Here is a 26,635-nt window from a genome sequence, read left to right as displayed (position 1 = left end):
AGGCGTCGGAGGCGCCGCGTGGGGCCTCGCGCCCGGGGCCGGGGACGCGCGCGCGGCGCGGGGCCGAAGGGCGCGCACCGGGGCTTCCGGGGGAGGCGGCGGCCGGATCGGACGCGCCGGAATGAAGAAGGCCGCGCCCGGGGGGCGCGGCCTTCGGCGTTTCGGGGGCGGGCCGAGCGGGGCTCGGCCGCGCCGGGGTCAGTTGGTGGCGTTGGCCAGCGTGGCGGCCTGGCCGATCAGGTTGGGAACCAGCTGGTTGATCGTGCGGCCCCAGGAGGTGATCGGCTGCTCGGCCACGAACACGATGTCGTTGGGCCGCATCTCGAACACCGTCGCCGTCGACAGGCTGGCGGCGTTGGAGGCGTCCAGGCGATAGGCCGTCACCGAACCCGGCGCCGCCGGCGTCAGGTTCATGCGGATCACGTAAATCTCCTCGTAGTCCGCGTACTGGATGTTCGGCGAGCCGACGCCCAGCAGGATGTCCGCCAGGTTCGAGCGCGATTCGAACGGCAGCGGCGTGCGGGTCAGGCTGCGCAGCTCGCCCGCGGTGTAGACGTAGTCGCGACGCACCGCGCCCATCGACACCCGGTCCTGGAAGGCCTGGCGCTGGGCCTGCGCCTCGCTGCGGGCGTCGGTGTTGCGGGCCAGGTCGTACTGGCCGATCTGCACCCGCATCTGGTTGAGCTGCTGGCGAAGCTGGGCCTTGCGCAGCTCGAAGTCCGCGAGCGTCACCGCGTACTGGGCGTCGTCGATCTCGGCCCGGCGCTGCTGGAACACGAACTCCCGCTCCTGCAGCTGGAACTGCCGCAGGCGCAGCTGCTCCTCGAAGTAGGCGCGGGCCTGGCTCAGGTCGTAGTCGGCGTCCACGAAGATCGCGTCGCCGTCCTGGAGCTGCACGTCGGTCAGCGCGTCCGTGCCGTAGAGCGCGCGCACCGGGGCCTGGTAGACCTGCCCGTCGCGGAACAGGCGCACCACGGCGTAGTCGAGATCTTCGGACTCGACGCCGCCGGCGAGCTGCAGCGCCTCGGTCAGGCTCAGCGGCTTGAGCGAGATCGGCTGCACCCGGGGCGAGCGCACCGCGCCGCCCACCGAGACGCGCTGCGAGTTGAACTCGGCGATCTCGAGGCTGAAGGACGGGTCGAGGCGCTGGGCGACGAGGGCCTGGAAGATCTCGGCCTCCGCCTCCTCGATGGTCATGCCCGAGATGCGCACGCGGCCCACGTCGGGGATGGCGATGGCGCCGTCGTCCTGCACCACGTAGCCCTGCCGCGAGGACTGGGCGTTGAGGAGGGAGGGCACGTCCTCGAGCGTGGCGCCCGAGGTGTTGGTGGACAGCAGCACCACGTCCGAGACGCCGATGCGGTAGGGCGTCTGCTCGATCGGGTCGGGCAGGTTCACCGGCACGTCGCCCGCGGGGGGCTGCAGCGCGGTGGCGGTCGGCGGCAGCTCGAACTCCGGGCCGGAGCCGGTCGAGACCGCGTCGATCTCCGGCAGGTTCGGCATGCTGACGTCGCCGGCCCCGACCCGCCCCGGCGAGGGGTTCGGCTGGGGACGGAAGGCCTCCGGCAGACGCTGCGGCACGTAGGCGGTCAGATTCGCCTCCAGCGCCGTCTCGAAGGTCATCGGAATCACCTGCACGTCCGAGGTGGAATCGGAGGCGAAACCGCGCCCGTCCCCCTCTTCGTAGACGTTCGGCGCGGTGTAGATGAGACCGCAGCCTCCCAGCGCCAGAACCGCGAGAACGGCGGAAACTCTCATGGGCGAGCCCTCTTCTTTTTGCTGCGCCGCAACACATGGCGCCCCTCGGCCGCGATCAGGTGTTACCATCGCATCCGCTTGGCGTTAAGGCGTAATCCTAAGTCAAAACGTGCGCTTCTGCGTCCTGCGGCAATCCGGCCGCACGGTTAAGGCAGCGTTAACAGAAAATTTTCCATTGAGTTCACGCTGCGAACGCCCATACTAAGCCGTGTGTGAGGGATGGCTCGGAATCCAAGTCTCCGGGCGAAGTGCCGGCGGAATTCGTATTCGAATTCCGGTATGAGTGGGGATGTGATGAAGCATGTGAATGCGGACGATCACTTCTATGCTGCGGATGCGTTGTCGCCCCGCAGATCGTTCGCGTCCGTCCGCGGCGCGTACGAGGCGGGCGGCAAGCGCCTGCTGGATGTGGTGATCGCCCTGGCTCTCGTTCCGATCGTGGCGCCGGTGGTGCTTGCGCTCGCGGCGATGGTCTGGGCCCGGGACGGTGGGGCGCCGTTCTTCGGGCATGTCCGGACCGGCCGGAACGGCAAGCCGTTCCGGTGCTGGAAGATCCGCACCATGGTGCGTGACGCGCAGGAGCGGCTGGCCCGCCACCTGGACGAGAACCCCGAGGCCGCGGCGGAATGGGCCGCGACCCGCAAACTGACCGAGGATCCCCGGATCACCGCGGTCGGCGCCTTTCTGCGCAAGACCTCGCTCGACGAGCTGCCGCAGCTGTGGAACGTGCTGAAGGGCGACATGTCCTTCGTCGGTCCGCGGCCGGTGCCCGACGACGAGCTGACCGAGCTCTACGGTCCCGCGCGCTCCGTCTACTGCGCCATGAAGCCGGGGATCACCGGCCTGTGGCAGGTCTCGGGGCGCAACGACGTCAGCTACGCCCAGCGCGTGTCGCTGGACATCGAGTACCTGCGCCGCATGGCCCCGGGCTTCGACCTGTGGGTGATGCTGCGCACCGCGCTCGTGATCGTGCGGCCCACCGGCCGCTGATCGCCCCTCGGCGCAGCCGCGACCCCGCGGCGAGGCCCGTCCGCCGGAGCCATCGGCTCCGGCGTTTTCATTTCCATGACCGAGGAAGGCCGCGGATGCGCGTCGCCATCATCCATTACTGGCTGGTCGGGATGCGGGGCGGGGAGCGCGTGCTCGAGCAGCTCTGCCTGATGTTCCCCGACGCCGACATCTACACCCATGTCTGCGATCGCGAGAAGCTGAGCCCCTTGCTGCGGCGCCACACGATCCGCGAGACCTTCATCGCGCGGCTGCCGGGCGCCAGGAAGCATTACCAGAAATATCTGCCGCTGATGCCCTACGCGCTCGAGCAGTTGGATCTGTCTTCTTACGACCTGGTGCTGAGTTCTGAGAGCGGCCCGGCCAAGGGCGTGATCTGCAACCCCGACACGCCGCACCTGTGCTACACGCATTCGCCCATGCGGTATATCTGGGACCAGTACCACGCCTACCGCGCGGGGCTGAACTGGCCGATGCGGATGCTGTGGACCGTGGTCAGCCACAAGCTGCGGATCTGGGACGTGGCGGCCGCGAACCGGGTGGACCGCTACGTGGCGAACTCCTCCTTCGTCGCGCGCCGCGTGATGCGCTGCTGGGGGCGCGAGTCCGACGTGGTGCACCCGCCCGTGGACCTCGAGGCCTACCGGCCGGCCCCTGCTCCCGGGCCCGACGCGCCCTACCTGTTCCTGTCGGAGCTGGTCCCCTACAAGCGCGCCGACCTCGCCATCGAGGCCTGCAAGCTGCTGGGCCGACGGCTGAAGATCGTGGGCTCGGGTTCGGAAATGGAGCGGCTGAAGAAGCTGGCCGGCCCGGGCGTCGAGTTCCTCGGCCGCGTGCCGGACGGCGAGATGCGGGCCCTCTACCACTCCTGCCGCGCCCTTCTGTTCCCGGGCGTCGAGGACTTTGGAATTGTCCCGCTGGAGGCCATGGCCTGCGGCCGCCCGGTGCTGGCCTATGGCCGCGGGGGCGCGCTGGACACGGTGAAGGAAGGCGTCTCGGGCCTGCTCTTCGACGCCCAGACCGCCGAGAGCCTGGCCGAGGCCATGCGCCGCTTCGAGACGGAGATGGAGCCCGGCCTCGACCCCGAGCGGGTCGCCGCCCACGCCCAGTCCTTCGGCCCCGAGCAGTTCCGCGCCGGGATGTGGTCCGCCATCCGCCGCATGGCCCCCGAGCTGGGCCTGCCCGAGGCGCCCCCCGCGGTGGCCCAGGCGGCCTGACGGCCGCATAGCCATCGAGCGGGCGGCCTGACGGCCGCCCGGGCGGCGCCGCGACGGCTGCTGGGCTCCGGGGGGAGCGTTCGGCTCGCGGCGCGTTGCAGGCGTCGGGGCCTTTGGGCGCCGTTTCCTGTGGCGGGCGTCGGGGGGGAACAACCGGCGTTCGGCTGGGGGCGGAGCCGTCGCCATCTGCTGAGACGGCCGGCAGGGCCGGCCTCCGGCGAGCGTGCGACGAGTCGGGCCGCGCCTCAAGGCCAGGCCCGGCTTCGCCGGGTCGCTGCGCGAGCCTTGACCCGCGGCCCGACTCGCCTCTCCGCGCAACCGACGGTGCACAGGGCGCCCCGGGCTTGACCCGGGGCCTCTGCCGACGGCGCGGCTCGGAGCGCGGCGCGGGCGAGCGCGCGCCCGCCGCCTGCCGCAGACCCAAGCCCGCCCGCAGGGCGCCTATGGGCCGGGGAGCCCGGCCCTCAGTCCGGCGCCAGCATGTAGCCCGAGCCGCGGACCGTCTGCAGGTAGCGCGGCGCCTTGGGGTCGGCCTCGATCTTGCGGCGCAGGCGGGTGACCTGGACGTCGACGGCGCGCTCCTGGGCGTCGTCCATCTCGGCGAGCAGCGTCTGGCGGTCCACCGGCTCGTGCGGGGTGCGCGCGAAGATCTTCATCAGCGCGCTCTCGGTCGTGGTCAGGCGCACCTGCTCCTCGCCCCGCCACAGCTCGCCGCGGGCCACGTCGTAGCGCACCGGGCCCAGCTGCAGCGTGCGCGGGGCCTCGGGCTTCGGACCCACCGGCTGGGTGCGGCGCAGGATCGCGCCGATGCGCAGCAGCAGCTCCCGCGGCTCGAAGGGTTTCGCGAGGTAGTCGTCGGCGCCGGCCTCCAGCCCCGCGATCCGGTCCTCGGCCTCGCCGCGGGCGGTCAGCAGCAGGATCGGGGCGCGCAGGGTCGGGCGGACGGCTCGCGCGAAGCTGATCCCGTCCTCGCCCGGCATCATCACGTCGACCACCAGCAGGTCGAACTCCAGCCCCTCCAGCAGCCGCCGCGCATGGGCCGCGTCCCGCGCCGCGGTCACGTAGAAGCCCGAGCGCGCCAGGTAGCGCTTGAGCAGCGTCCGGATCCGCTCGTCGTCGTCGATCACCAGGATATGGGCGTCGGGAGGCTCGGTCGCCGCGGCGGCGGCCTCCGCAAGGCCCGTCGTCTCGTCGTTCATGGGGGCCCCGCTCAGGCGCCGGGCTGGTCGTTGACCAGCGCCAGCACCGATTCGCGGCTGTCCTCGTCGATCATGTCCGCGAGCACCGTCTTGAATCCCTGCACCGCCTCGGCGCCCGCCTCCATGAAGACGCGCCGCATGCGGGCATTCTGCGCGTCCGACAGGCTGCGGACAAGCGCCTCGCCCTCGGGCGTCGCCGTCAGCAGGCGCTGGCGGCGGTCCGAGGGGCCGACCTTCGAGTCGATCATCCCGTCCTCGACCAGCTGCCGCAGCACCCGGTTCAGCGACTGCTTGGTCACCTTCAGCGTGTCCAGCAGCTCGGAGACCGACATTCCCGGCCGCCGCCACACGAAATGCAGGCAGCGGTGGTGGGCGCGGCCGTAGCCCCTTGTCTCGAGCACGCGATCCGCGTCGGCGATCATGTCGCGATAGGCGAAGAACATCAGCTCCACCCCCTGGCGGAGCTGGGCGTCCGTCAGGAACAGGAGCTGATCGCCGCGATTCAGGCCCGAGCCGCGCATGCGGGCGGCGGGGGGCCGGGCGCCCTGGGGGCCGGGCGAGGCGCCGCGGGCGCGGCTGGGAGTGTCTGCTGAGCTCATGGCGGGATTTTACGTCAGCCTTGTTGACTGTCCAAGTTCGCGTTGCTATATCGCCGCCACGCCCCTGAAAGCAACATTATTTCTCGCGGCGGTGCAGCAGCGACATTTCCGGAACGCCGGAGGGTCGCCGACGAAACGGGCCGGAGGCTCCGCAAGGGGAGCCCCGGCGAGGATACGGGAACGTGGCCATGGCCGGTGGAGCCTACGACGATCGCGACGGCGTCATCTGGATGGACGGGGCGCTGGTGCCCTGGCGCGAGGCCAAGGTGCACGTACTGACCCACGCGCTCCACTACGCCTCCTCGGTCTTCGAGGGCGAGCGCGCCTACGGCGGCCAGATCTTCAAGAGCCGCGAGCACTCCCAGCGCCTGCTGGACTCGGCCAAGGCGATGGACATCCCCTCGCGCTGGACGGTCGACGACATCGAGCAGGCCAAGGCCACCGCGATGGCCGCCAACGGGCTGAAGGACTGCTACGTGCGCCCGATCATGTGGCGCGGCTCGGGCGAAGACATGGGCGTCGCGGCCCTGCTGAACCCCGTGCACCTCGCGGTCGCGGTCTGGGAGTGGGGCGCCTACTACGGCGACGCCAAGACGCAAGGAGCCAAGCTCGACATCTCGAAGTGGAAGCGGCCGAGCCCCGAGACCATCCCCTGCCACGCCAAGGCGGCCGGTCTCTACATGATCTGCACCATGTCCAAGCATGCGGCGCAGGCCAAGGGCTGCTCGGACGCGCTGATGTTCGACTACCGCGGCTACGTGGCCGAGGCGACGGGCGCCAACATCTTCTTCACCAAGGACGGCAAGGTGCACACGCCGACGCCCGACTGCTTCCTGAACGGCCTGACCCGCCAGACGGTGATCGACCTCCTGAAGCAGAAGGACGTCGAGGTGATCGAGCGCCACATCATGCCCGACGAGCTGGAGAGCTTCGAGCAGTGCTGGCTGACCGGCACCGCCGCCGAGGTCACGCCCGTGGGCAAGATCGGCGACTACAGCTTCGACGTCGGCCCGATGGCCGTCGGCATCGCCAACGAGTACGAGCGCCTGGTCCGCGGCAACCGCTGACCGCCGCGCCGGCGCAGGATCGCGGGGCCGGGGGCGCAAGCCTCCGGCCCCCTCGCATTTGCGGCGCTCGGTCCGCCCGGGCCGGAAGCGCCCTGCGGGCGGGCTCGGGCGGGGGCCGGTCGGCGCGCGCCCGACCGGAATGCCGTCGCAGGCCGAGCTCTGCGCCGGGAGGCGCGCCCGGACGGCTTGCGCGCGACGTGGCGGAAGGGCATCCGAATATCGTGCGACCGGCCGCGCCGCTGCGAAGGGAACGACATGCCCAGACGCTACTGGATCGAGTTCGAGCGCGGCGCCGGCGCGAGGATGTTCGGCCTCGCCCGCTTCGGCGTCACCGCCGAGGATCCCGCCGCCGCGCTGGACCTGATCGCCTCGCGCGTCTTCCATGGCCGGGCTCTGCCGCCGGTGAGCCGGATGGTCGAGGATGTGGACGTCTCGACCCTGGACCCCGAGGACGTGCAGGAGATGATGGGGGATCCCCAGCGGCCCGGGCTGTGGTTTCCCCTGGGCTTCCAGGACTGAGCCCCGCGCCGGGCGCGGCCCGCCCACGCCCGCCTCACGCGAATTTCGCTTGCACGTTGCGGCGCCGCATTTAACGCTTCGGTGACGTTTCCGAGATGAATGGAGTCCCGGGATGCGCCGATCCGCCGCCCTCGCCCTCGCCCTCGCGCTGCCCGCCCTTCCGGCGTCCGCGCAGGGGCCCGCCCACGCCTCGACCCAGCCCGCCGGGGCGGAGGGGGACGCGCGCGACCTGCTCTACCACCTCGACTGGGGCCCGGTGGCGCTGGGCGAGTTCCGGGTGCGCCACGAACCCGGGGAGGCCGGCGCGCTGACCATCGAGGCGCGCTCGAAGGGGCTCGCCTCGATGCTCTTCGACTTCACCCTGACCGAGGCCACCCGGCGCGAGGCCGACGGCGGCCGCCTGTTCACCATCACCGGCGAATTCGGCGACGAGGATTACGACCGGCTGGTCGACTGGGATCCCGGCCAGGCGCCCGAGGTCACCCACCGCGCCGGCGCCCCGGAGGAGGAGCTGACGCCGGTGCCGCAGGGCCTGCTGCCCCGCTCGGTCGACCCGGCGGCGGCGGTGCTCGCGGTGCTCGACCAGATCGAGGCGGGCGAGGGCTGCGCCGGGGAATGGGCGATCTACGACGGCGTGCGGATGATGGCGCTGAGCGTGCGCGACGAGGGGCTCGACGAGATCGAGGCCGACCGCGACTGGACCTACGCCGGCCCCGCCCGTCGCTGCCGCCTGGGGATCGAGCGCATCGGCGGCTTCCCCGTCGACGACGAGCGCGAGACCGAGGAGACCGACTTCTCGCGCCTGCTGTGGATCGCGCAGATGGACGGCCGGCCGACCCCGGTGCGCCTGCAGGTCTCCTGGCCGCTGGGCTACGCCACCGGGCGGATCGACCTGCGGTGAGGGCCGCCGCCGCCCGGTCCCGTGCGAATCGGCTTGCACCGGCGGCCAAGCCGCTCTATCCGCCGTTTTTCCGGGCGCCGGGCGCCCACTGGTTGAGCGATGCCCCCCTTTGGACTATGTTGAGACTCCGCCCGGCGCCGGGGCGCGAAGAGGATTTCCGGCGCGCGACGTGGAGGAAATCGAACTGACCGGACTCGAAAGCACGGGGGCGACCCCGTCGGAGAACACGGAGCGAATGGGTGGCGAAGACCTGCTCCGGCTCGTTCTGAACTCGCTCGAGGACGACAAGGCCGAGGACATCGTGCAGGTGGACCTGCGCGGCAAGTCGGACATCGCCGACTTCATGGTGATCGCCTCCGGCCGTTCGTCCCGCCAGGTGGCCGCCATCTCGGAGAAGCTCATCGAACGCCTCAAGGCCGACGCCCGGGTCCTCGCCCGGGCCGAGGGCAAGGACGCGGGCGACTGGGTGCTGATCGACGCGGGCGACGTGATCGTCCACGTGTTCCGGCCCGAGGTGCGCGAGTTCTACCAGCTCGAGAAGATGTGGCTTCCGGCCGAGGACGCGGCGAAACGCGCCTCGACCTCGCCCTCCTACGCCTGACCCGCACCCCGGGTCCGGCGTGAGAGTGCACCTGGTCGCCGTGGGCCGCGCCCGCGGCGGGCCCGAGGCGGCGCTCGTCGACGACTGGCTGACGCGCTTCGACCGGACGGCGCGGCCGCTGGGCCTCGGCCCTGCGCGCCTGCTGGAGGTCGAGGACAGGAAGGGCCGCGGCGCGGAGGCCGAGGGCGAGCTGATCCTCGCCGCCCTCCCCGACGGCGCCGCCCTGATCGTGCTGGACGAGCGCGGCCGGACCCTGACCTCCCCCGACTTCGCCGGCCGCCTGGCGGACTGGCGCGACCAGGGCCGCCGCGACGCGGTGCTGGCGATCGGCGGGGCCGACGGCCACTCCGACGCCGTGCGCGCGCGCGCCGACCTGATGCTCAGCTTCGGAAAGATGGTCTGGCCGCACATGCTGGCCCGCGCCATGGCGGCCGAGCAGATCTACCGCGCCGCCACCATCCTCGCAGGCTCCCCCTACCACCGCGCCTGAGGCGGGCTCCGGGCGGGTTCCCCCCGAGGGTCATGAGACCGCCGGCCGGCCGGATGCGCGCCGTCGGCCCGCACGGGGCCCGGCCGCGCGGGCATCGGCCCGCCGGCGTGCGGAAGACGCTGCGGGCCGTCGTCCGCGGGCGCGGCCCTCGGGCCCGCCCGCGGCGGCGCGGCCGCCCGGGGGCGGCCGCAGGGTCGTCAGGCCGCCCCCGGGCGGCCGCGTCGCGATCAGGCGACGGTCAGGCCCACGTCCACGTTGCCGCGGGTGGCGTTGGAGTAGGGGCAGACCTGGTGGGCGGCCTCGACCAGCTTCTCCGCCTCGGCCTTGTCGACGCCGGGGAGCGAGATCTCCAGCGCCGCGGTGATCCCGAAGCCGCCTTCCGAGCGCGGGCCGATGCCCACGGTCGCCGTCACCGTCGCGTCGTTGGGCACCTTGGGGAAGCCCTCGCCGCGGGCCACCGCCTTCATCGCGCCCAGGAAGCAGGCCGCGTAGCCGGCGGCGAACAGCTGCTCGGGGTTGTTGCCGTCGCCGGAGCCGCCCATCTCCTTCGGCGGCGCCAGCTTCACCTTCAGCGAGCCGTCCAGCGTTTCGGCGGCGCCGTCGCGGCCGCCGGTGGCGCGGGCCTTGGTGGTGTACTTGACGTCGACGGACATGGGGGTCTCCTTTGCGTCGTTCCGAATGTGTCGTGCGCGATCTATCGCGTGAGACCTATCTGGGGCGCCGCCCTCCCGAAGTCAATCGCGAACGACTATATCGGGCGCGATATTGTTGGTAGGATGACCCCGGGCCCCGTCCGGGCCCGGTCCGTCCGGGCCTCGGGTCCGGGGACGTCTTCCGGGGCGATGCGCCCCGCCCACATCCCCCGGGGGCCGCGGTCCCCGGGGCGCTACAGGAGGCTCCATGACCCGCGCCGGCGCCGACCCCGGCCCGTCCGCCCCTCGCGAGACGCGGCCCACCGACATGATGCTGTGCTTCGCGCTCTATTCGGCGAGCCACGCGATGCACCGCGTCTACCGTCCCTGGCTGGACCGGATGGGCCTGACCTATCCGCAGTTCCTGGCGATGACGGCGCTGTGGGCGCGCGACGGGCGGCTGGTGGGGGAGCTCTGCGCCGAGCTGCGGCTGGCCACCTCGACCCTGACCCCGGTGCTGAAACGGCTGGAGGCGACGGGCCTGATCGCGCGCAGCCGCGACCGGGGCGACGCCCGGGCCGTGCGCGTGACCCTGACCGACGAGGGCCGCGCCCTGCGCGCCAGGACCGAGGGCCTGCAGGAGGCGCTGGTCGAGGCGACCGGCCTGCCGGTCGAGCGCCTGGTCGCGCTCAACGCCGAGGTCTCCGCCCTGCGCGAGCGCCTGTCCGCCTGGGCCGAGCGGCAGGAGGCCGAAGCCGCCGCCTGACGAACCGGCGCAGGCGGAAGCGGAGGCGGGAGGCGCCCCGGCGCCCGCGGGCCGGGCCCTGCCGCGAGCTCAGCCCGCGCAGATCTCCTTCAGCGCGATCCAGTCGGCGTCTTCCAGCGCCGGGCGCCAGGCGCCGCCCTGCAGGTGGTCGGCGGCCTCGGCGGCCTCCACCCTTGCGTCGAGGTCGGGGTGGGAGGCGAAGTGGCGCGCGAGGCCCTCGCTCCGCTCGCCCGACATCTGCTGCAGGCCGCGGAAGAAGTCGGCCAGCGCTCCCGTCGGCAGCCCCGCGTCGACCAGCATCCGGTGGGCGAAGGCGTCGGCCTCGGTCTCCATCTCGCGCGAGTAGGAGGCGGCGAGCGCCATCTGCGTCAGCCCGGCCAGCGAGCCGCCGGCGAGGTCCCCCAGGAACAGCGTCATCAGCCCCTGCGTCCCGGCCTGGCGCAGCAGCGCGCGCAGCCCGTCGCGATGGGCGACATGGCCCAGCTCGTGCGCCAGCACCGCGGCCACCTCGTCGGGGCCGGAGGCGGTCTCGAGCAGGCCCGAGAGGATCGCGACCCGCCCGCCGGGCGCCGCGAAGGCGTTGACCTGGGGCGAGCGCACGACCTCCAGCGTCACCGGCACGTGCAGGCGCACCCCGGCCAGCAGCCGGTCGGAGAGGCGGCGCAGCGCCTGCTCGCCCTCGGGGGTGGTGCAGATCGGGTCCTCGCCCACGCCGGTCGCCTCGATCTGGCTGGCCATCACCGCGTCGCCCAGCTTGCGCTCCTGCGCGGGGGGCACCAGGTCGGCGAGCCGCTGGGTGGCGTAGGGCAGGCCCCAGACCACCAGCGCCGCGCCCAGCGCCACGGCGGCGGCGAACCAGCCGAACAGGCGCAAAAGGCCCGGCAGGCGCGAGGGGCGCCGGTCGAGGTCGGCGCAGACCTCCTCGATGGCGCGGATCATCTCGGGATCGGCGATCAGCAGGCTCTCGTCGCCGTCGGCGTCGCCCCAGGCGTCGTCGGGCTCGGGCGTCAGGGACAGCGCCTCGCCGCCGGCGCCCGGCGCGCGCACCCGGCGCAGGCTGGCCAGCGCCCAGTGGGCCACGGGCATGTCGTCGAAGCTCATCAGGATCAGCGAGGCCTCGCCGAAGCGGACCACCACCTCCTGCGGGCGCTGGGAGACGCCGTCGCGATAGACGCCCGTGGATTCCAGGAGCGCATATCTGGAAAGCGCGGTCCTGCCCGCCGATCCGCCGCGTCCGAAGCCGCCCGCCATGCCTGCGCGTCGCGCTCCTCTTGCGCGCGGCCGTTCCGGCCTGCGCGTCCATCTGCCCTCGGCCCCCTCCTTAGACGGTTTGGCGGCGGGAAACGAGGGCGCCCGCGGGGAATCCTCGCCGCAGGGCCGTGTCGCAGGGGGCGCGCGGCCCGGTCCCGCGCGCTCAGCGCCCGCGGGGGGCGGGGTCGAGGCGGTTGCGCTCGCCGGGGTTGGCGGCGAGGTGGGCGGCGCGGCCGGCGCCCAGCGCGTCGGCCATCTTCGCGCCCGCCCGCAGGCGGTGCAGGCAGGTGACGAGGTCGACCTGCCGGCGCGGCTCGTCGGCGAGCTCGGCCAGCAGGCTCGCGAAGGCCCAGGGGTCGAGGGCGGAGGCCGCCGACTGCATGAAGGGCCCCACCTCGCCGGTGGCGTCGTATCGCGCGAGCGCCGCCTCGCAGGCCGCCACGTCGGTGGAGCCGAGCCGGCCGCAGACCGCGGGGCGCGCCGCGTAGACCCGGCACAGGCCGTCCGCCCCCAGCGCCGGGCAGGCGCGGGGGTGGGGGGCGGTCTCCTGCGGCAGGTCCTTGAGGATCTCCCAGGCGGCGCGGACCTCGGCGGGCAGGGCGGTGACGCGGGCGTTGATCGCGCAGCACATCCAGCAGCCGGCGCCGCAGGCCCAGGCGTCGCGCCGCTCCTGCACCCGTCCCTCCAGCGCCTGCAGGGGGCCGGGCAGGGCGGGCGCGGTCCCCGCGAGGCGGCCGAGCAGGGCCGGCAGGTCCTCCTCCCCCAGGGCCGAGGCCGGCGCCCCCTCCATGACCGCGGTCGAGAAGCGCTTCCACGGCACGCCCTGGCGCACCGCCTCGGCGGTCAGGTCCACCAGCACGCGGGCCGAGGCCTCCTGCAGCAGGGCGGTGACCACCTTCTCCCGCGGGCGGGCGATCAGGGCGGCGAGCCCGGCGAAGAGCCGCGCATAGCGCTCGCGGTCCGCGGGCGAGAGCCGCGGCGAGGGCCGGGTCCACGCCGGCAGCGCCGGCGGCGCCGCCGGGCGGCCGGGGCGCGCGGGACGGCCCTTCAGCATGCGGGCGACGGGAAGAGGACGGGCAGGGTCATGCACGCTCCGACAGGTTCGGATGGGCTGCGGTCGGCGGCCACGATAGTCCGCCGGGCGGGGGCGAGGCCAGACGGGATGCGGGGGCTACGCCGGTTGCGACGGAGATCGGCGCCGGGCGGCGGGAGGCGGAGCGGGAGGGCGCCGCGGAGGCTGCGCGAAGGGCGACCAGGCAGGGGCGAGGGCGGCGCGAACGGCGATCGGGGCGGGGGCGAGGGCGCCGCGGGGGGCGGGGCAGGGCGCGGCTGCCGTTCGCGTCAATCCGCGCGCCCCTTCCCCGGCCGTGCGCGCTGGACAGGCCCGCGCCCGGCGCGTAGCGTCCGCGCGACCGCGCTCGGGGCGTGGCGCGTCCGCGGCGGCGTTCGGCCTCCCCGGGCGTCGGCCGTCCCCCCGGCGCGAAGCAAAACCGCCCGCGACGGCGCCGCGGAGGCCCGCCTCCGACGCGCGACGTCCGGCCCGACGGGAGAGACGCCCATGCCCTACCAGGCCCCGATCCGCGACCTGGCCTTCTGCCTCGACCATGTCGTCGGCGCCGACCAGCTCGCCGCCACCGAGCGCTTCGCCGAGGCGACCGCCGAGACCCGGAGCGCCATCCTCGACGAGGCCGGCAAGCTCGCCTCGGGGGTGCTGGCCCCGATCAACCGCAACGGCGACCTGCATCCCGCGAAGCTCGAGAACGGGGTGGTGCGCACCTCGCCGGGCTTCGCCGACGCCTACCGCCAGATCGCCGAGGGCGGCTGGGTCGGCATCGCCGCCGACCCCGAGCATGGCGGCATGGGCCTGCCCCTGACGCTCGCCACCGCGATGGGGGAGATGTTCGCCTCCGCCAACCTCGCGCTCTCCCTCTGCCCGCTGCTGTCGCAGGGCCAGATCGAGGCGCTGGAGGCCCATGCCTCCCCCGAGATGCAGGCCCTCTACCTGCCGAAGCTGACCTCGGGCGAGTGGACCGGCACGATGAACCTGACCGAGCCGCAGGCGGGCTCGGACGTAGGCGCCGCCACCACGAAGGCCGAGCGCAACGACGACGGCAGCTATGCGATCACCGGCCAGAAGATCTACATCTCCTGGGGCGACCATGACGTGGCCGAGAACGTCTGCCACCTGGTGCTCGCCCGCCTGCCCGACGCCCCCGCCGGCACCCGCGGCCTGTCGCTGTTCCTGGTCCCCAAGTACATTCCCGACGCGGACGGAAACCCCGGCGAGGCGAACGCGCTGCGCGTCGTGAGCCTCGAGCACAAGATGGGCATCCACGGCTCGCCGACCGCGGTGATGAGCTACGAGGGCGCGAAGGGCTGGGTCGTCGGCCCCGAGGGCGGCGGCATCGCCTGCATGTTCACCATGATGAACAACGCCCGCCTGGGCGTGGGCGTCGAGGGCCTGGGCATCGCCGAGGCCGCCTACCAGAAGGCGCTGGAATACGCCGTCGACCGCGTCCAGGGCCGCACCGCGGACGGCTCCAAGACCATCATCGGCCACGCCGACGTGCGCCGGATGCTGATGCGCATGAAGGCGCTGACCGAGGTGGCGCGCGCCATCTGCCTCGACACCGCGCTCTCGCTCGACATGGCCAAGGCGGCGCCAAAGGCCGACGCCAAGGCCTGGTTCGCCCGCGGCGCCTTCCTGACCCCGATCGCCAAGGCCTTCGGCACCGACGCGGGCATGGAGGTGGCCGAGCTCGGCATCCAGGTCCACGGCGGCATGGGCTTCATCGAGGAGACGGGCGCCGCCCAGTTCTACCGCGACGTCCGCGTCACCGCGATCTACGAGGGCACCAACGGCGTGCAGGCCGCCGACCTGGTCGGCCGCAAGCTCGCCGACGGCGGGACCGCCGCCGACGGGCTGCTCCGGGAGATCCGGGACGTCGCGCACGCCGCCGCGGGGGACCTCGCCGAGATGGGCGGCCAGCTCGCCGTCGGCGCCGACGCGCTGGAGGCCGCGACCCAGTGGATGCTGGCGGCCGAGCCCAACGACCGCAACGCCGGCTCGGTCGACTATCTGCGCGCCTGGGCGCTGGCGCTGGGCGGCTCCTACCTGCTCAAGGGCGCCGCGGCCGCCACGGGCGCCGACGCCGACCGGCGCACCGCGCTCGCCCGCTACTTCTTCGGACGGGAGTTCCCGGCCCTCGACGCGCTGTGCGAGGCCGCGATGGACGGCGCCGCCCCCCTCTATGCGCTGAGCGCGGAGGAGCTGGCCTCGTGAGCGGGGAGGAGACCCGCACCGGCGTCCGTCACCCCTTCCCCGAGCCCGAGCGCGGCGAGACCGTCGAGATCGCCGAGGGGGTCCTGTGGACCCGCATCGGCCTGCCCAGCCGGCTCGACCACGTCAACGTCTACCTCTTCGACGAGGGGGACGCCTGGACGGTGGTCGACACCGGCCTGCGCCACAAGCTCTGCCTAGAGGCCTGGGCGAAGCTGGAAGAGGGGCCGCTGAGGGGGAAGGGCGTGGCCCGCGTGATCGCCACGCACCACCACTCCGACCACGTCGGGCTGGTGGGCAAGTTCATCAAGGAGCACGGGGCCGAGTTCTGGACCACCCGCACCGCCTGGCTGAACGCGCGGATGCTGCAGCTCGACCACCAGGAGACGCACCCGCCCGAGATGCTGGCCCACTGGACCCGCGGCGGCGTGCCGGCGGAGCTGGTGGAGAAGTTCGTGGCCGACGGGCCCTTCAACACCTCCGCCGCCACCTGGCGGCTGCCGCTGGGCTACCGCCGGATCGTGGAGGGCGAGGAGATCGCCATGGGCGGCCGTCGCTGGACGGTGCGCATGGGCGACGGCCATGCGCCCGAGCACGCCACCTTCTGGTCGCTGGACGACAATCTGGTGGTGGTCGGCGACCAGGCGATTCCCGGCATCTCCTCCAACCTCGGCGTCTACCCGACCGAGCCCGACGCCGACCCGGTCGGCGAATGGCTGGAGAGTTGCGAGAAGCTGCTGGCCCACGCGCGCGAGGATCACCTGGCGCTGCCGGGCCACAAGGGCGTCTACACCGGCCTGCCGACGCGGTTCCGCCAGCTGATCGCCAACCACCACGGCGCCATCAAGCGCCTGCGCGCCCACCTGGCGGAGCCGCGCACCGCCTCCGAGTGCTTCGTGCCCCTCTTCGGGCGCGAGATCCCGCCCGCCGTCTACCGCCTGGCGCTGAACGAGGCGCTGGGCCACCTCAACCACATGCGCCGCTCGGGCGAGGCGGTGCGCGAGGCGCGCGAGGACGGCGCCTGGCTGTGGCGCCTGGCGCGCTGAGCGCGGCCGGCCGGCCGCCTGCGCGGCCGATTGCGACCATTTCCGCCTTGATCCCCGCGCGCCCGCGCGGATAGGAGGCGGGAGAGACCATCGACGTGCGCCCGCCCGGCGCCGACCAAGGGGAGCGACCCACATGGCCGACTACGAGCCCGGCAAGATGAACATCACCGAGCAGGAGAAGACCTTCGGCCTGTTCCTCAAGACGATCAACATCGTCGCCGTGCTGGTGGCGATCATCCTGATCTTCATGGCGCTGGTGAACAGCTGACGCCGCCCCCGGGCCCCTCGCGGGACCCGGCGCGACATCGACAGGGACCGACGCGGGCCGCCCCACGGCGCCGGCGTCGGTCCTTTTCGTTTCGGACGCCCGGCCGGCGCCCCGCGCCGCCGCGACCGACGTCGCGTCCCGCTTGAAACCGCGCGCCCGGGGTGGAACCCATGGCGGAGCCCCCGCCGAACAGGAGCCCCGCGATGACCGACGACCTCTGGACCTGGACCGCGGGGGACCTAGCGCGCGGGATCGCCGCCGGGCGCATCGGGGCGGTGGAGGCGACGCGCAGCGCGCTGGCCCGGCTCGACGCCGCGAACCCCGCGATCAACGCCGTGGTCGATCCCCTGCACGAGGAGGCCCTCGCCGCCGCCGAGGCCGCCGAGAAGGCCCTGCGCCGGGGCGACGCCGTGGGGCCGCTGCACGGCGTGCCGGTGACGGTGAAGATCAACGTCGACTACGGCGGGCGGCCCACGACCAACGGGGTCGTGGCCTTCCGGGACCTGACCGCCCCGGCAGACGGCTCGGTGGTGCGGGCGCTGAAGGCGGCGGGGGCGGTGATCGTGGGGCGCACCAACACGCCCTGCTTCTCGATGCGCTGGTTCACCGACAACGACCTGCACGGCGCCACGCTCAACCCCTACGACCCGGCGCTGACGCCCGGCGGCTCCTCCGGCGGGGCGGCCGCGGCGACGGCGGCGGGGATCGGGGCGGTGGGGCACGGCAACGACCTCGGCGGCTCGATCCGCTACCCGGCCTATTGCTGCGGGCTGGTGGGGCTGCGGCCGACCTCGGGGCTGACCGGCGCCTTCAACCCCTCCCAGGCGGCGGAGCGGCCGATCGTGAGCCAGATGGCCTCGGTCCAGGGGCCGCTGACCCGCTCGGTCGAGGACGCGGCCCTGGCGCTGCGCGCGCTCTGCCTGCCCGATGCGCGCGACGTCTGGCAGGTGGCGGCGCCGCGGCTGCGCGGCTCCGACGCCCGCCGGCCCTGCCGGGTGGCGGTGCTGGAATCGGGCGAGGGCTGCGCCACCCACCCCTCGGTCACCCACGCCATCCGCCGCGCCGCGCGCATCCTCGCCGAGGCCGGATACGAGATCGTCGACGTCCCCCCGCCCTCCCTGCTGGAGCTGGGCGACTACTGGCGGCTGATGCTGGGGGCCGAGCTCTACGCCACCCTCTGGCCGGTGGTCGAGACACACGGCGACGCCGCCATCCGCATCCAGACCGAGCGCGCCCACGGCGTGCTGCGCGACCTCATGCCGACCGATCCGGGCGGGTTCCTCGCGCTGCTCGGCCGCCGCTCGACCCTGCTGCGCGAGTGGCAGGCCTTCTTCGAGAAGGCCCCCTTGCTGCTGACCGCGACCTCCTGGGCGCGGCCGCATCCCGCGGGCGCCGACGTCGACCCGCAGACGGACTACGAGGCGTTCTTCCGCAGCCAGGTCCCCGCCGCCGCGCCGCCGATCATCGGGCTGCCGGGCCTCTCGGTGCCGATGGGGATCGAGGAGGGGCTGCCGACCGGGGTGCAGCTCCTCTCGGCCCGCTTCGGCGAGCCGCTGCTGCTCGCCGCCGGCGCGGCGCTGGAGCGGGCGCAGGGGCCGTTCGCGCCGGTCGACCCGGCGGGCGCGCCCCGCGCCTGAACGCGGACCGCCGGCCGCGAGGGGCGGCCGGCGGTCGGGTTTCCGGAGGGGGGCCGGCTCAGCGGGCGGCGCGCAGGTTGCTGCGGGCCTGCTGCAGCTCGGCGTTGCGGTTGTTCTGCTCGTAGACCTTGATGGCCATCTTGCGCACGGGGTTGGTCTTCCTGAGGTATTCGTCCTGCGCCACGCGGCCCTTGGCGCCGCCGAGCTGGCGGGCCTCCGCCTCGAGCGTGCGCTGGCGGTCGGTGGTCCCGGGGTGGGTCGACAGGAAGCTGGTGTTGTCCCCGTACATCCGGCGCATGACCTGGAAGCTCTTGGCGCCGGCGATGCCGTCGTAGCCGGCCGCGACCAGGTACTTCATCCCGAGCTCGTCGGCCGCGCGCTCCTGCTCGCGCGAGAAGTCGGCGTAGTAGGCCTGGCCGCCGACGCCCGCCACCAGGTTGGTCAGCTCGCCCGGCACGCCCAGCAGGGCGCCGCCGATGCCGGCCAGCGCCTGGCCGATGGCCACGTTCTGGCGCTGCGCCATGCCGGCGGAGACATGGCCCAGGTCCTCGTGGGCGATCTCGTGGGCGAGCACCATGGCGAGCTGCGCCTCGTTCTCCATCGTGGCCAGCAGGCCGGCGTGGATGAACACGTAGCCCGCGCCCGAGGTGAAGGCGTTCGCCGCGGCGTCCTTGATGATGTAGGTGCGCAGCCGGCTGGCGTTGCGGGGCCGGGCGGCGTCGATGCGCGCGGTGATCTGGTCGACGTAGCCGTTCACCCGGTCGCCGCCGATCAGCATGTTCTTCTGCTGCAGCTCGGCGAGGATCTGCTGCGACTGCTGGCGCTCGGCCTGCTGGGCCGAGGCGGGCCGCGGCCCGGGGGCGCCGCCGCCCTGCGGGGTTCCGCAGGACGCGAGGCCGAAGGCCACGAAGGCGCTGAGAATCAGGCGCGGGGCGTTCATGGGGGTCCTCCTGTCCGTTTCAGCGCGGAGCTTCCAGTCGCGGAAGGGCGAAAACTGGACGCCCGGGAGGCGAGGTCGTGAAGCCGCGCGCCGTCGGCCCTGCCACGCCCGCGCGGGCGCTCTCCGCCGCGCGGGCCCGCTCACGATAGAGAGAGCTCCGGCCCGTGGAAACGCAAGCCGCCTGGCGGGCGCGCAATGAAAAACCCCCGGGCCGGGCCCGGGGGTTCCAGTTTTCAGGCGGGGCGTGCGCCGTCGGCGCAGCTCCCCCGGGGGCGCGCGCCTGTGGCGCGACGCTCTCCGAATTCAGGCGTGAGCCTTACAGCAGTCCTTCGCGCTGCGCCTTCTTGCGCGCGAGCTTGCGGGCGCGACGGATCGCTTCGGCCTGCTCGCGGGCACGCTTCACGGACGGCTTCTCATAGTGCTGACGAAGCTTCATCTCACGAAACACGCCTTCGCGCTGCATCTTCTTCTTCAGCGCGCGGAGCGCCTGGTCGACATTGTTGTCGCGGACCATAACCTGCACGGGTACTCACCACCTTTCATAGCTGTCTGGCCGCAGGAGCGCGCCTTATATCAACGCCTCCCGGACCTGTCCACAGCCCTTGCCGCGGCGGCCCGACGGCGTATCTGATGGGGCGTCGACAGAGAGGAGCGACCATGTCCCTGCCCGAACACGACGCCCCCGCCGGCGCCGGCGCCGCCCCCGCGGGCGCCCCGAGCGCGCCCGCGCAGGAGCCCTCCGGCCTCGACGCGGTGCGCGCCAAGCTGCTGGAAAGACTGCCCGAACACGTGGAGTTCGACGGCTGGTCCCGCGCCGCCATCGACATGGCCGCGGTGGACGCCGACGTGCCCGAGGACGTGGCCCGCATGGCCTTTCCCGCGGGCGTCGACGCCGCCGCCGCCTTCCACCAGCTCGGCGACCGCCGGATGCTGGAGGCGCTGGCGCGCGAGCCGCTGAGCGCCATGGGCATGACCGCGCGCATCACGCTGGCGATCCGGCTGCGGCTGGAATCGGTCTCCGGCCCCACCGAGAAGGAGGCCGTGCGCCGCGCCGCCTCGCTGTTCGCGCTGCCCACCAACGCCGCCCGCGGGGCGCGCCTGGTCTGGGGCACGGCGGACGCGATCTGGACCGCGCTCGGCGACGAGAGCGACGACTTCAACTGGTATTCCAAGCGCGCCACCCTGTCGGCGGTGATCTCCTCGACCGTGCTCTACTGGCTGGCCGACGACTCCGAGGATCATGCCGACACCTGGGGCTACCTCGACCGGCGCATCTCGGACGTGATGAAGATCGAGAAGGCCAAGGCCCGGATGCGCGCCAATCCGCTGGGCCGGGCGGCGAGCTCGGGCGTCGAGGCGATCTCCCGCGGGCTGAAGGCCGCCCCGCGCCGCCGCGCCGGGAACTGAGCCGGGCGCCGGCCGGGCGCAACTCCGCCGCGCGCTTGCCGAACGCCCCGGGCCCCGCTCTGGGGCGTCCGCACGTCCGGGCGCCCATGGGCCCGGCGCTCAGGTCCGCCCGGACAGCGCCATGGTCCCCGCGCCGCCGGGCCGGGCCGCCTCGCGCCGCAGCCAGCGGGTGAAGGCCTGCACGCCCGGCCGCTCCGGCCCCGGGCGACGCACGATGTGGTAGCCGAGGCGGCCGTCGGGATCCTCGTCCTCGAACAGCTTCACCAGCCGCCCGGCGTCGAGATCCGCCTGCACGAAGACCTTGCCCGAGAGCGCCACCCCCTGGCCGTCGAGCAGCGCCGGGTGGATCATGTAGCCCGGCAGGTAGGCCCCCCCGACCCCGTGAAGCCCGGTCACGCCCTTCTCGGCCAGCCAGCGGGTCATCTCCTCCGTCCCCTGCTCCTGCAGCCAGGGGAAGGCGGCCAGATCCTCGTAGCGGCGCACCTCGCGCCCCGCGATCAGCGAGGGCGCGGCGGTGATGATCCGCGGGCTGGGCACCAGCAGCCGGCTCTCCACCCCCGGCCAGCCGCCGGCGCCGTAGCGGATGGCGAGGTCCATGCGTTCCTCCGCCAGGTCCACCACCCGGGCCGAGGGGTCGATGTCGAGCTGCACCTCCGGATGCGCCCGGCGGAAGCCGCCGAGGCGGGGGATCAGGAAGCCCACCGCGAAATTCGGGGTCAGGGTGACGCGCACCGGGCGGGCGGCGTCCTCCTCCTCGAAGGCCTCCAGCGTGGCGCGGATGCGGTCGAAGCCCTCCGTCACCCCGCGCGCCAGCAGCGCCCCGTCGGCGGTCAGCGCCAGCCCGCGGCCGGCGCGGCGCAGCAGCGGCCGGCCCAGCTCCGCCTCCAGCTTGCGCACGCTCTGCGCCACCGCGGCGTGGGAGACGTTCATCTCCCGCCCCGCCTCGGAGAAGCTCAGCGTCCTCGCCGCCGCCTCGAAGGCGCGCAGCGCGGTCAGGGAGGGGAGCGGGGCGGGCCGGCTCATCTGAAACCCCAGCTTACAGGTCGCGTTTTTTCCTGAGTCGCATTCTCACGCCCGCAGCCGCATCTGTCACGTATCGAAACCCGGCGCCGACGCTCGACGCCCCCCCCGCGATGGAGCAGCAGATGTTTCAGATCCTGAACGAGACGATCCGCGTCGCGACCTTTCGGGACGCCTACGAATCCATCCCCTCCGCCAGCGAGCGGGCGGCGATGGCCCGCCGGCAGGCGGACGCGCTGGCCCACGCGGCGCGGGCGCTCGAGCAGGAGGAGGCGCGTCGGCAGGCCAAGGCCCGCGCCCGGGCCGAGCTGAAGGCGCGCGCCCGGGAGGCGGCGGCCTACCGGGACGACGCGGCGCGCGCCCGCCGCCCGGCGTCGCCGTTCGGCCGGCGCCTGCTGCGCCTCAGCTTCGGGGCGTGAGCCGCGTGACGTGCCCCATCTTGCGGCCGGGGCGGGCCTCGCCCTTGCCGTAGAGATGCAGGCGTCCCCCCGGATCGGCGGCGAGCGCCCTCCAGTCGGAGGCGTCGTCGCCGATCAGGTTGCTCATCACCGCGTCCGAGTGCCGGGCGCCGTCGCCCAGCGGCCAGCCGCAGACGGCGCGCACGTGCTGCTCGAACTGGTCGACGAGGCAGGCGTCCAGAGTCCAGTGCCCGGTGTTGTGCACCCGCGGCGCGATCTCGTTGACCACGAGGCCCTGGGCGGTCTCGAAGAACTCCACCCCGATCACGCCCACGTAATCGAGCGCCTGCAGGATCTTGCCGGCCGCCAGCACCGCATCGGTGCGGCGCATGGCGGTCAGGCCCGAGGGGACAATCGAGGTGCGCAGGATGCCCTCGGCATGCACGTTCTCGGCCGGGTCGAAGGCCACCACCTCGCCGGTCAGGCTGCGGGCGGCGATCACCGAGACCTCGCGGCGGAAGGGGACGAAGCCCTCCAGCACGCTCGGCGCCCCGGCGACGGCGGCCCAGGCGGCGGGGACGTCCGCGGGCCCGTTCAGCCGGGCCTGGCCCTTGCCGTCGTAGCCCAGTCGGCGGGTCTTCAGGATCGCCGGGCCGCCGAGGTCGGCGAAGGCCGCAGCCAGCTCCGCCTCTGAATCCACCGCCCGATAGGGCGCCGTCGAAAGCCCGATGCCGTTGAGAAAATCCTTCTCCGGAACGCGGTCCTGGGCGATCTCCAGCGCCTTCGGCCCGGGGCGCACGGGGACCAGCGCCTGCAGGGCGCGGGCGGCGTCGACGGGGACATTCTCGAATTCGTAGGTCACCGCGGCGCAGGCGGCGGCGAGCTCCCTGTGGGCCTCGGGGTCGGCGTAGTCGGCGCGGATCACCCGGTGGGCGACGTCGCCGGCGCAGGGCTCGGCCTCGGGCGCGAGGATCACGCAGCGGATGCCCAGGCGCGCGGCCGCCATCGACAGCATCCGGGCGAGCTGGCCGCCGCCGAGAATGCCCAGGGTGCCGCCCGGAGCGATGGGCTCGGCGGTCGGCTCAGTCGTCATGGGGTTCCTCGGCCACGCCCTCGGTCTGCGCCTCGCGCAGGATCTCCAGCCGCTCGGCGAGCTCGGGGTCGGTGGTCGCCAGCATCGCCACCGCCAGCAGGGCGGCGTTGGCGGCCCCCGCCTCGCCGATGGCGAGCGTGCCGACCGGCACGCCGCGGGGCATCTGGACGATGGAGAGCAGGCTGTCGAGGCCCGACAGCGCCTTCGAGCGCACCGGCACGCCCAGCACCGGCACCCGGGTCTTGGCGGCCAGCATGCCGGGCAGGTGCGCGGCCCCGCCGGCGCCGGCGATGATCGCGCGCAACCCGCGGTCGGCCGCGGCCTCGGCATAGGCGAACAGGCGGTCGGGGGTGCGGTGGGCGGAGACGATGCGGATCTCGTGCGGCACGCCCATGGCGACCAGCACGTCGCGGGCCGCGGACATCGTGGGCCAGTCGCTCTGCGAGCCCATCACCACGCCGACCAGGGGCGGGACCTCCTCGGCGGCCAGCGTGGCCTCCTCCTCGAGGGTCTCCAGGGTCTCGTCCGTATCGACGTCGGGGTCGAGATCGGTCTGGTCGGGGTCCTGCGCCATGCGTCACCTCTTTGCGGGGCGGAGACGGCGCCGGGGCCGCCTTGAGGCCGCATAGCGGACGGGGCGGCGTCTGTCACGCCGGCGCGGGGGCGCAGGCGAGCGGAAGAAGCGGGATCAGAAGGCGATCGAGACGCCGCCGGCGGCGTCCCACTCGATGGGCGCCTCGCTCTGGGGCGCGAAACGCTCGGAGGACTCGAAGGGCTCGTCCGCGGTCTCGGCGGCGGCGAAGTCGAAGCGGTCGAAGTCGGAGGCGTCGAAGGCCATGTCCCTGTCTCCCGTACCGCCGTCCGGGGCCCGTCCCCGCCGGCAGGACAGGGATTCGCACAGGCGGCGTGACGTCCGCGTGACAGGGTGCGGGCGCAGCGTCGGGGGCCAGGCGGTCCGGCAGGCGGCGGGCCTGACGCCCGCGGGGCGTCAGGCGATGATGTCGGGGAACAGTTCGTCCTCGATCCGCGTGATCTGGTCCTTCAGCGCCAGCTTGCGCTTCTTCAGCCGCCGCATCGCGAGCTGGTCTGACAGGGGGTTGCCCTGCATCGCCTCGATGGCGGCGTCGAGATCCCCGTGCTCGGCGCGCAGGCGCTCGAGTTCGTGGGTCAGCAGCTCCTCGCGGCTCATCAGATGGGTCATCGGCGCTCCGCAGCCGGCGGCGCGCGCGGGAAGGCCGCGCCGCGGACCCGCGCATTCTAGCCATGCGGCCGCGCCAGACAAGGGAAGCGGAATATGAGCGGCCCCGGAATGCCGACAAGACCGCGCATCGGGCCGCTTGCGGGACCCGCGTCGGTTGCAGCCCGCGACGACTTCGCCCGCGACGGCGCGCGCGGCGTGGTTGCCGGGGAACCGGCGCCAATCTAAGTAGATCGCAATGACCCTGCGAACCAACCTCTCGCGCCTGATGCGCCGCCCGCCCCGCGTTTCCGTGGTTCGCCTCTATGGCCCGATCGGAATGCCGGGGCGCATGGCCTCGTCGCTGAGCGACGAGTTCATCGGCCCCGCGCTCGAATCCGCCTTCGGAACCAAGCCCGCGGCGGTGGCGCTGGCGGTGAACTCGCCCGGCGGCTCGGCGGTGCAGTCGGGGCTGATCGCCAGCCGCATCCGGCGCCTGGCGGACGAGACCAAGGTTCCCGTCTACGCCTTCTGCGAGGACGCGGCCGCCTCGGGCGGCTACTGGCTGGCCTGCGCGGCGGACGAGATCTGGGTCGACGGCGCCTCGATCATCGGCTCGATCGGGGTGATCTCGGCCGGCTTCGGCTTCCACCAGGCGATCGCCAAGGTGGGGGTCGAGCGGCGGGTGCACACCGCCGGCGCCCGCAAGGCGATCCTCGACCCGTTCCAGCCGGAGCGGGAGGAGGACGTGGCGACCCTGCGCGAGATGCAGGACCAGATCCACACCCTGTTCCAGACCCATGTGCGCGAGCGTCGCGGCGCGCGGCTGGCCGACATCGACCTGTTCACGGGCGAGTTCTGGACCGGCGCGCGCGCCACCGAGCTGGGCCTTGCCGACGGCATCGGCCACCTGCCCTCGGTGATGCGCGACAAGCTGGGCGAGAAGGTGAAGTTCAAGGAATACGGGCCCCGCCGCGCGCTGGGCCAGCGCCTGGGACTGGTCAACGGCCCCAACGGCGTGGCGGCCGACGCCGCCGCCGCCGCGGCCGCCCAGCTCGAGACCCAGGCCATGTGGGCGCGGCTGGGGATCTAGGCCGGATGCTCGCGAAACTCGCGCTTCTCTTCCTCGTGATCATGGCCGCGATCGTGCTGATCTTCGGCCGCCCGCGCGCGGGCGACGGCGCGGGCCGCAGGCGGCTGTTCGGGCGGCGGCCCCGGCCGCCGGACCGGCGCGACTGAGCGGCGCCCGCCCTCCCGCGGGCCGCGACCTGCCGCCACGACCCAGCCCCCGCCCCGTTCAATTCGCCCGGGCCGCCCCCATATGGAGGGGCCGCCAGCCGCAGCCAGCGCGAAAGGAAGTTCATGGACCTCGTCATCGCGGTCGTCGGGCTCGCCATCCTCCTGGGGGCGGGCGACGCGCTGGTGCGGGGCGCGGTGGCGCTGGCGCTGAGGCTGGGAATCCCGGCCCTGCTGGTGTCGCTGACCATCGTGGCCTTCGGGACCTCGGCGCCCGAGCTGCTGATCTCGATCCAGGCGGCGCTGGACGACGCGCCGGGCATCGCCTTCGGCAACGTCGTCGGGTCCAACATCGCCAACGTGATGCTGGTGCTGGGCCTGCCGGCGATGCTCAAGCCCATCGACGCGCGCGACTGCGACACGCGGCGCAACTACATGATGATGGGCGCGGCCACGCTGCTGTTCGCCGCCCTGCTGTGGATGGGGCCGCTGGACTGGCCGCAGGGGATCCTGCTGCTGGCGCTGCTGTCGGCGGTGCTGTGGGACGCCTGGCGCACCGCCCGCGACCACCGGCGCGAGGCCGCCGCCGCCGGCGAGATCGTCGAGGACGACCTGCCCGAGGAGATCGCCGAGGCGGACCCCCACATGGCGGTCTGGAAGATCGCCCTGTTCCTGGCGCTGGGCCTCGCCGGCCTGCCGCTGGGCGCTCACCTGCTGATCGAGGGCGCGCGGGGCGTGGCGCTGGCCGCCGGCGTCTCCGAGGCCGCGATCGGCCTGACGCTGGTGGCGCTGGGCACCTCGCTGCCCGAGCTCGCCACCACGATCATGGCCGCGCTGCGCCGCCAGGCGGACGTCGCGCTCGGAAACGTGATCGGCTCGAACATCTTCAACATTCTCGCGATCATGGGCGTGGCGAGCTTCTTCGGCCCGCTGGAAGTGCCCCAGGCGATCCTGACCATCGACCTGTGGGTGATGATCGCCGCCGCCGCCCTGCTGGCCCCCTTCGTCGCGGGATGGTTTCCCATCGCGCGGTGGATGGGCGCGGGGATGACCGCGCTCTATGTCCTCTACGCATGGGTGGCGCTGACCGTCGCGATCTGATCCCCATGGGGTCCGGCGCCGCCC

General features: G+C 73.5%; 30 protein-coding genes. 17 read left to right on the top strand and 13 right to left on the bottom strand.

Features of this window, described 5'->3' with window-relative positions; genetic code table 11:
- Window positions 1-198: 198 nt before the first annotated feature.
- Window positions 199-1,758: a polysaccharide biosynthesis/export family protein gene (locus tag BM064_RS08735; protein ID WP_177236194.1), complete on the bottom strand. Its 1,560-nt coding sequence runs from the start codon at window positions 1,756-1,758 to the stop codon at window positions 199-201.
- Window positions 1,759-2,052: 294 nt separating this feature from the next.
- Between BM064_RS08735 and BM064_RS08730 the strand changes: the two genes are divergently transcribed.
- Together BM064_RS08730 and BM064_RS08725 are read left to right on the top strand one after the other, a co-directional pair.
- The gene (locus BM064_RS08730; protein ID WP_092859387.1) at window positions 2,053-2,748 is read left to right on the top strand and encodes a sugar transferase; all 696 of its coding nucleotides are present in this window, start codon (window positions 2,053-2,055) and stop codon (window positions 2,746-2,748) included.
- A gap of 95 nt (window positions 2,749-2,843) precedes the next feature.
- Window positions 2,844-3,983 carry a glycosyltransferase gene (locus tag BM064_RS08725; protein WP_092859386.1) on the top strand — a complete coding sequence of 380 codons (1,140 nt, stop codon included), beginning with the start codon at window positions 2,844-2,846 and terminating at the stop codon, window positions 3,981-3,983.
- A 464-nt stretch (window positions 3,984-4,447) separates the two neighbouring features.
- Here the strand turns inward: BM064_RS08725 and BM064_RS08720 are convergent, their stop codons facing one another.
- Window positions 4,448-5,182, bottom strand: coding sequence for a response regulator (locus tag BM064_RS08720; RefSeq protein WP_092859385.1), 735 nt, complete (start codon window positions 5,180-5,182; stop codon window positions 4,448-4,450).
- 11 nt (window positions 5,183-5,193) lie between these two features.
- Window positions 5,194-5,703: a MarR family winged helix-turn-helix transcriptional regulator gene (locus tag BM064_RS08715; RefSeq protein ID WP_092859384.1), complete on the bottom strand. Its 510-nt coding sequence runs from the start codon at window positions 5,701-5,703 to the stop codon at window positions 5,194-5,196.
- 266 nt (window positions 5,704-5,969) lie between these two features.
- Between BM064_RS08715 and BM064_RS08710 the strand changes: the two genes are divergently transcribed.
- The 5 genes from BM064_RS08710 to rlmH all read left to right on the top strand — a co-directional run bounded on the left by BM064_RS08710 (window position 5,970) and on the right by rlmH (window position 9,359).
- On the top strand, window positions 5,970-6,848 hold the full coding sequence (locus BM064_RS08710) for a branched-chain amino acid aminotransferase (RefSeq protein ID WP_092859383.1): 879 nt from the start codon (window positions 5,970-5,972) through the stop codon (window positions 6,846-6,848).
- Window positions 6,849-7,103: 255 nt separating this feature from the next.
- Complete coding sequence (locus tag BM064_RS08705) at window positions 7,104-7,367, top strand: hypothetical protein (RefSeq protein ID WP_092859382.1); 264 nt, start codon at window positions 7,104-7,106, stop codon at window positions 7,365-7,367.
- A gap of 112 nt (window positions 7,368-7,479) precedes the next feature.
- Entirely contained in the window at window positions 7,480-8,268 is a 789-nt protein-coding gene (locus BM064_RS08700) for a DUF3108 domain-containing protein (RefSeq protein WP_092859381.1), read from the top strand.
- Window positions 8,269-8,503: 235 nt separating this feature from the next.
- Window positions 8,504-8,869, top strand: a complete 366-nt coding sequence (rsfS, locus tag BM064_RS08695; protein WP_092859380.1) for a ribosome silencing factor — start codon at window positions 8,504-8,506, stop codon at window positions 8,867-8,869.
- A gap of 19 nt (window positions 8,870-8,888) precedes the next feature.
- The gene (rlmH, locus tag BM064_RS08690; protein ID WP_092859379.1) at window positions 8,889-9,359 is read left to right on the top strand and encodes a 23S rRNA (pseudouridine(1915)-N(3))-methyltransferase RlmH; all 471 of its coding nucleotides are present in this window, start codon (window positions 8,889-8,891) and stop codon (window positions 9,357-9,359) included.
- Between the two features lie 227 nt (window positions 9,360-9,586).
- Here rlmH and BM064_RS08685 read toward each other — a convergent pair whose 3' ends face one another.
- Window positions 9,587-10,012, bottom strand: coding sequence for an organic hydroperoxide resistance protein (locus tag BM064_RS08685; protein WP_092859378.1), 426 nt, complete (start codon window positions 10,010-10,012; stop codon window positions 9,587-9,589).
- A gap of 247 nt (window positions 10,013-10,259) precedes the next feature.
- Between BM064_RS08685 and BM064_RS08680 the strand changes: the two genes are divergently transcribed.
- A complete protein-coding gene (locus tag BM064_RS08680) occupies window positions 10,260-10,757 on the top strand; it encodes a MarR family winged helix-turn-helix transcriptional regulator (protein WP_092859377.1) in 498 nt (165 codons plus the stop codon).
- Window positions 10,758-10,826: 69 nt separating this feature from the next.
- On the opposite strand, the gene BM064_RS08675 is transcribed toward BM064_RS08680, so the two are convergent.
- The gene (locus tag BM064_RS08675; protein WP_092859376.1) at window positions 10,827-12,008 is read right to left on the bottom strand and encodes a M48 family metallopeptidase; all 1,182 of its coding nucleotides are present in this window, start codon (window positions 12,006-12,008) and stop codon (window positions 10,827-10,829) included.
- A 163-nt stretch (window positions 12,009-12,171) separates the two neighbouring features.
- Complete coding sequence (locus BM064_RS08670; protein WP_092859375.1) at window positions 12,172-13,062, bottom strand: YkgJ family cysteine cluster protein; 891 nt, start codon at window positions 13,060-13,062, stop codon at window positions 12,172-12,174.
- 504 nt (window positions 13,063-13,566) lie between these two features.
- Here BM064_RS08670 and BM064_RS08665 point away from each other — a divergent pair.
- The 4 genes from BM064_RS08665 (at window position 13,567) to BM064_RS08650 (ending at window position 18,239) form a co-directional block, all read left to right on the top strand.
- Window positions 13,567-15,291, top strand: coding sequence for an acyl-CoA dehydrogenase (locus BM064_RS08665; RefSeq protein WP_092859374.1), 1,725 nt, complete (start codon window positions 13,567-13,569; stop codon window positions 15,289-15,291).
- The gene (locus BM064_RS08660; protein WP_092859373.1) at window positions 15,288-16,334 is read left to right on the top strand and encodes an MBL fold metallo-hydrolase; all 1,047 of its coding nucleotides are present in this window, start codon (window positions 15,288-15,290) and stop codon (window positions 16,332-16,334) included. Before BM064_RS08665 ends, BM064_RS08660 begins: the two co-directional genes overlap by 4 nt.
- A 133-nt stretch (window positions 16,335-16,467) precedes the next feature.
- Window positions 16,468-16,602, top strand: a complete 135-nt coding sequence (locus BM064_RS08655; protein WP_092859372.1) for an aa3-type cytochrome c oxidase subunit IV — start codon at window positions 16,468-16,470, stop codon at window positions 16,600-16,602.
- Between the two features lie 203 nt (window positions 16,603-16,805).
- Window positions 16,806-18,239: an amidase gene (locus BM064_RS08650; RefSeq protein WP_092859371.1), complete on the top strand. Its 1,434-nt coding sequence runs from the start codon at window positions 16,806-16,808 to the stop codon at window positions 18,237-18,239.
- Window positions 18,240-18,297: 58 nt separating this feature from the next.
- Here BM064_RS08650 and BM064_RS08645 read toward each other — a convergent pair whose 3' ends face one another.
- Window positions 18,298-19,179, bottom strand: coding sequence for a M48 family metalloprotease (locus BM064_RS08645; RefSeq protein ID WP_092859370.1), 882 nt, complete (start codon window positions 19,177-19,179; stop codon window positions 18,298-18,300).
- A gap of 316 nt (window positions 19,180-19,495) precedes the next feature.
- Window positions 19,496-19,702, bottom strand: coding sequence for a 30S ribosomal protein S21 (rpsU, locus tag BM064_RS08640; protein ID WP_092859369.1), 207 nt, complete (start codon window positions 19,700-19,702; stop codon window positions 19,496-19,498).
- Between the two features lie 134 nt (window positions 19,703-19,836).
- On the opposite strand from rpsU, the gene BM064_RS08635 reads away from it, so the two are divergent.
- On the top strand, window positions 19,837-20,586 hold the full coding sequence (locus BM064_RS08635) for a COQ9 family protein (RefSeq protein WP_092859368.1): 750 nt from the start codon (window positions 19,837-19,839) through the stop codon (window positions 20,584-20,586).
- 99 nt (window positions 20,587-20,685) lie between these two features.
- On the opposite strand, the gene BM064_RS08630 is transcribed toward BM064_RS08635, so the two are convergent.
- Entirely contained in the window at window positions 20,686-21,609 is a 924-nt protein-coding gene (locus tag BM064_RS08630; protein ID WP_092859367.1) for a LysR substrate-binding domain-containing protein, read from the bottom strand.
- Window positions 21,610-21,731: 122 nt separating this feature from the next.
- On the opposite strand from BM064_RS08630, the gene BM064_RS08625 reads away from it, so the two are divergent.
- Complete coding sequence (locus BM064_RS08625; RefSeq protein ID WP_092859366.1) at window positions 21,732-22,025, top strand: hypothetical protein; 294 nt, start codon at window positions 21,732-21,734, stop codon at window positions 22,023-22,025.
- On the opposite strand, the gene BM064_RS08620 is transcribed toward BM064_RS08625, so the two are convergent.
- The 4 genes from BM064_RS08620 to BM064_RS08610 form a co-directional block, all read right to left on the bottom strand.
- On the bottom strand, window positions 22,009-23,097 hold the full coding sequence (locus BM064_RS08620) for a 5-(carboxyamino)imidazole ribonucleotide synthase (protein ID WP_092859365.1): 1,089 nt from the start codon (window positions 23,095-23,097) through the stop codon (window positions 22,009-22,011). The genes BM064_RS08625 and BM064_RS08620 overlap by 17 nt on opposite strands.
- On the bottom strand, window positions 23,087-23,548 hold the full coding sequence (purE, locus tag BM064_RS08615) for a 5-(carboxyamino)imidazole ribonucleotide mutase (protein ID WP_092859823.1): 462 nt from the start codon (window positions 23,546-23,548) through the stop codon (window positions 23,087-23,089). The genes BM064_RS08620 and purE overlap by 11 nt, the downstream gene beginning before the upstream one ends.
- Before the next feature lie 237 nt (window positions 23,549-23,785).
- The gene (locus BM064_RS27405) at window positions 23,786-23,935 is read right to left on the bottom strand and encodes a hypothetical protein (RefSeq protein ID WP_177236193.1); all 150 of its coding nucleotides are present in this window, start codon (window positions 23,933-23,935) and stop codon (window positions 23,786-23,788) included.
- Between the two features lie 150 nt (window positions 23,936-24,085).
- The gene (locus BM064_RS08610; protein ID WP_177236192.1) at window positions 24,086-24,298 is read right to left on the bottom strand and encodes a YdcH family protein; all 213 of its coding nucleotides are present in this window, start codon (window positions 24,296-24,298) and stop codon (window positions 24,086-24,088) included.
- A gap of 235 nt (window positions 24,299-24,533) precedes the next feature.
- On the opposite strand from BM064_RS08610, the gene BM064_RS08605 reads away from it, so the two are divergent.
- From BM064_RS08605 to BM064_RS08600, 3 genes are all read left to right on the top strand, one after another.
- The gene (locus tag BM064_RS08605) at window positions 24,534-25,367 is read left to right on the top strand and encodes a S49 family peptidase (protein WP_092859364.1); all 834 of its coding nucleotides are present in this window, start codon (window positions 24,534-24,536) and stop codon (window positions 25,365-25,367) included.
- A 5-nt stretch (window positions 25,368-25,372) separates the two neighbouring features.
- Window positions 25,373-25,513: a hypothetical protein gene (locus BM064_RS27400; RefSeq protein WP_177236191.1), complete on the top strand. Its 141-nt coding sequence runs from the start codon at window positions 25,373-25,375 to the stop codon at window positions 25,511-25,513.
- 123 nt (window positions 25,514-25,636) lie between these two features.
- Window positions 25,637-26,611 (top strand): calcium/sodium antiporter, encoded by a 975-nt coding sequence (locus tag BM064_RS08600; RefSeq protein WP_092859363.1) that lies wholly within the window; start codon window positions 25,637-25,639, stop codon window positions 26,609-26,611.
- Window positions 26,612-26,635: the final 24 nt, after the last annotated feature.

It is taken from the genome of Albimonas pacifica (genome assembly GCF_900113695.1).
GTDB lineage: Bacteria > Pseudomonadota > Alphaproteobacteria > Rhodobacterales > Rhodobacteraceae > Albimonas > Albimonas pacifica.
The sequence above is the reverse complement of the archived record's forward strand: the minus strand, read 5'-3'. Positions and strand labels throughout refer to the sequence as shown.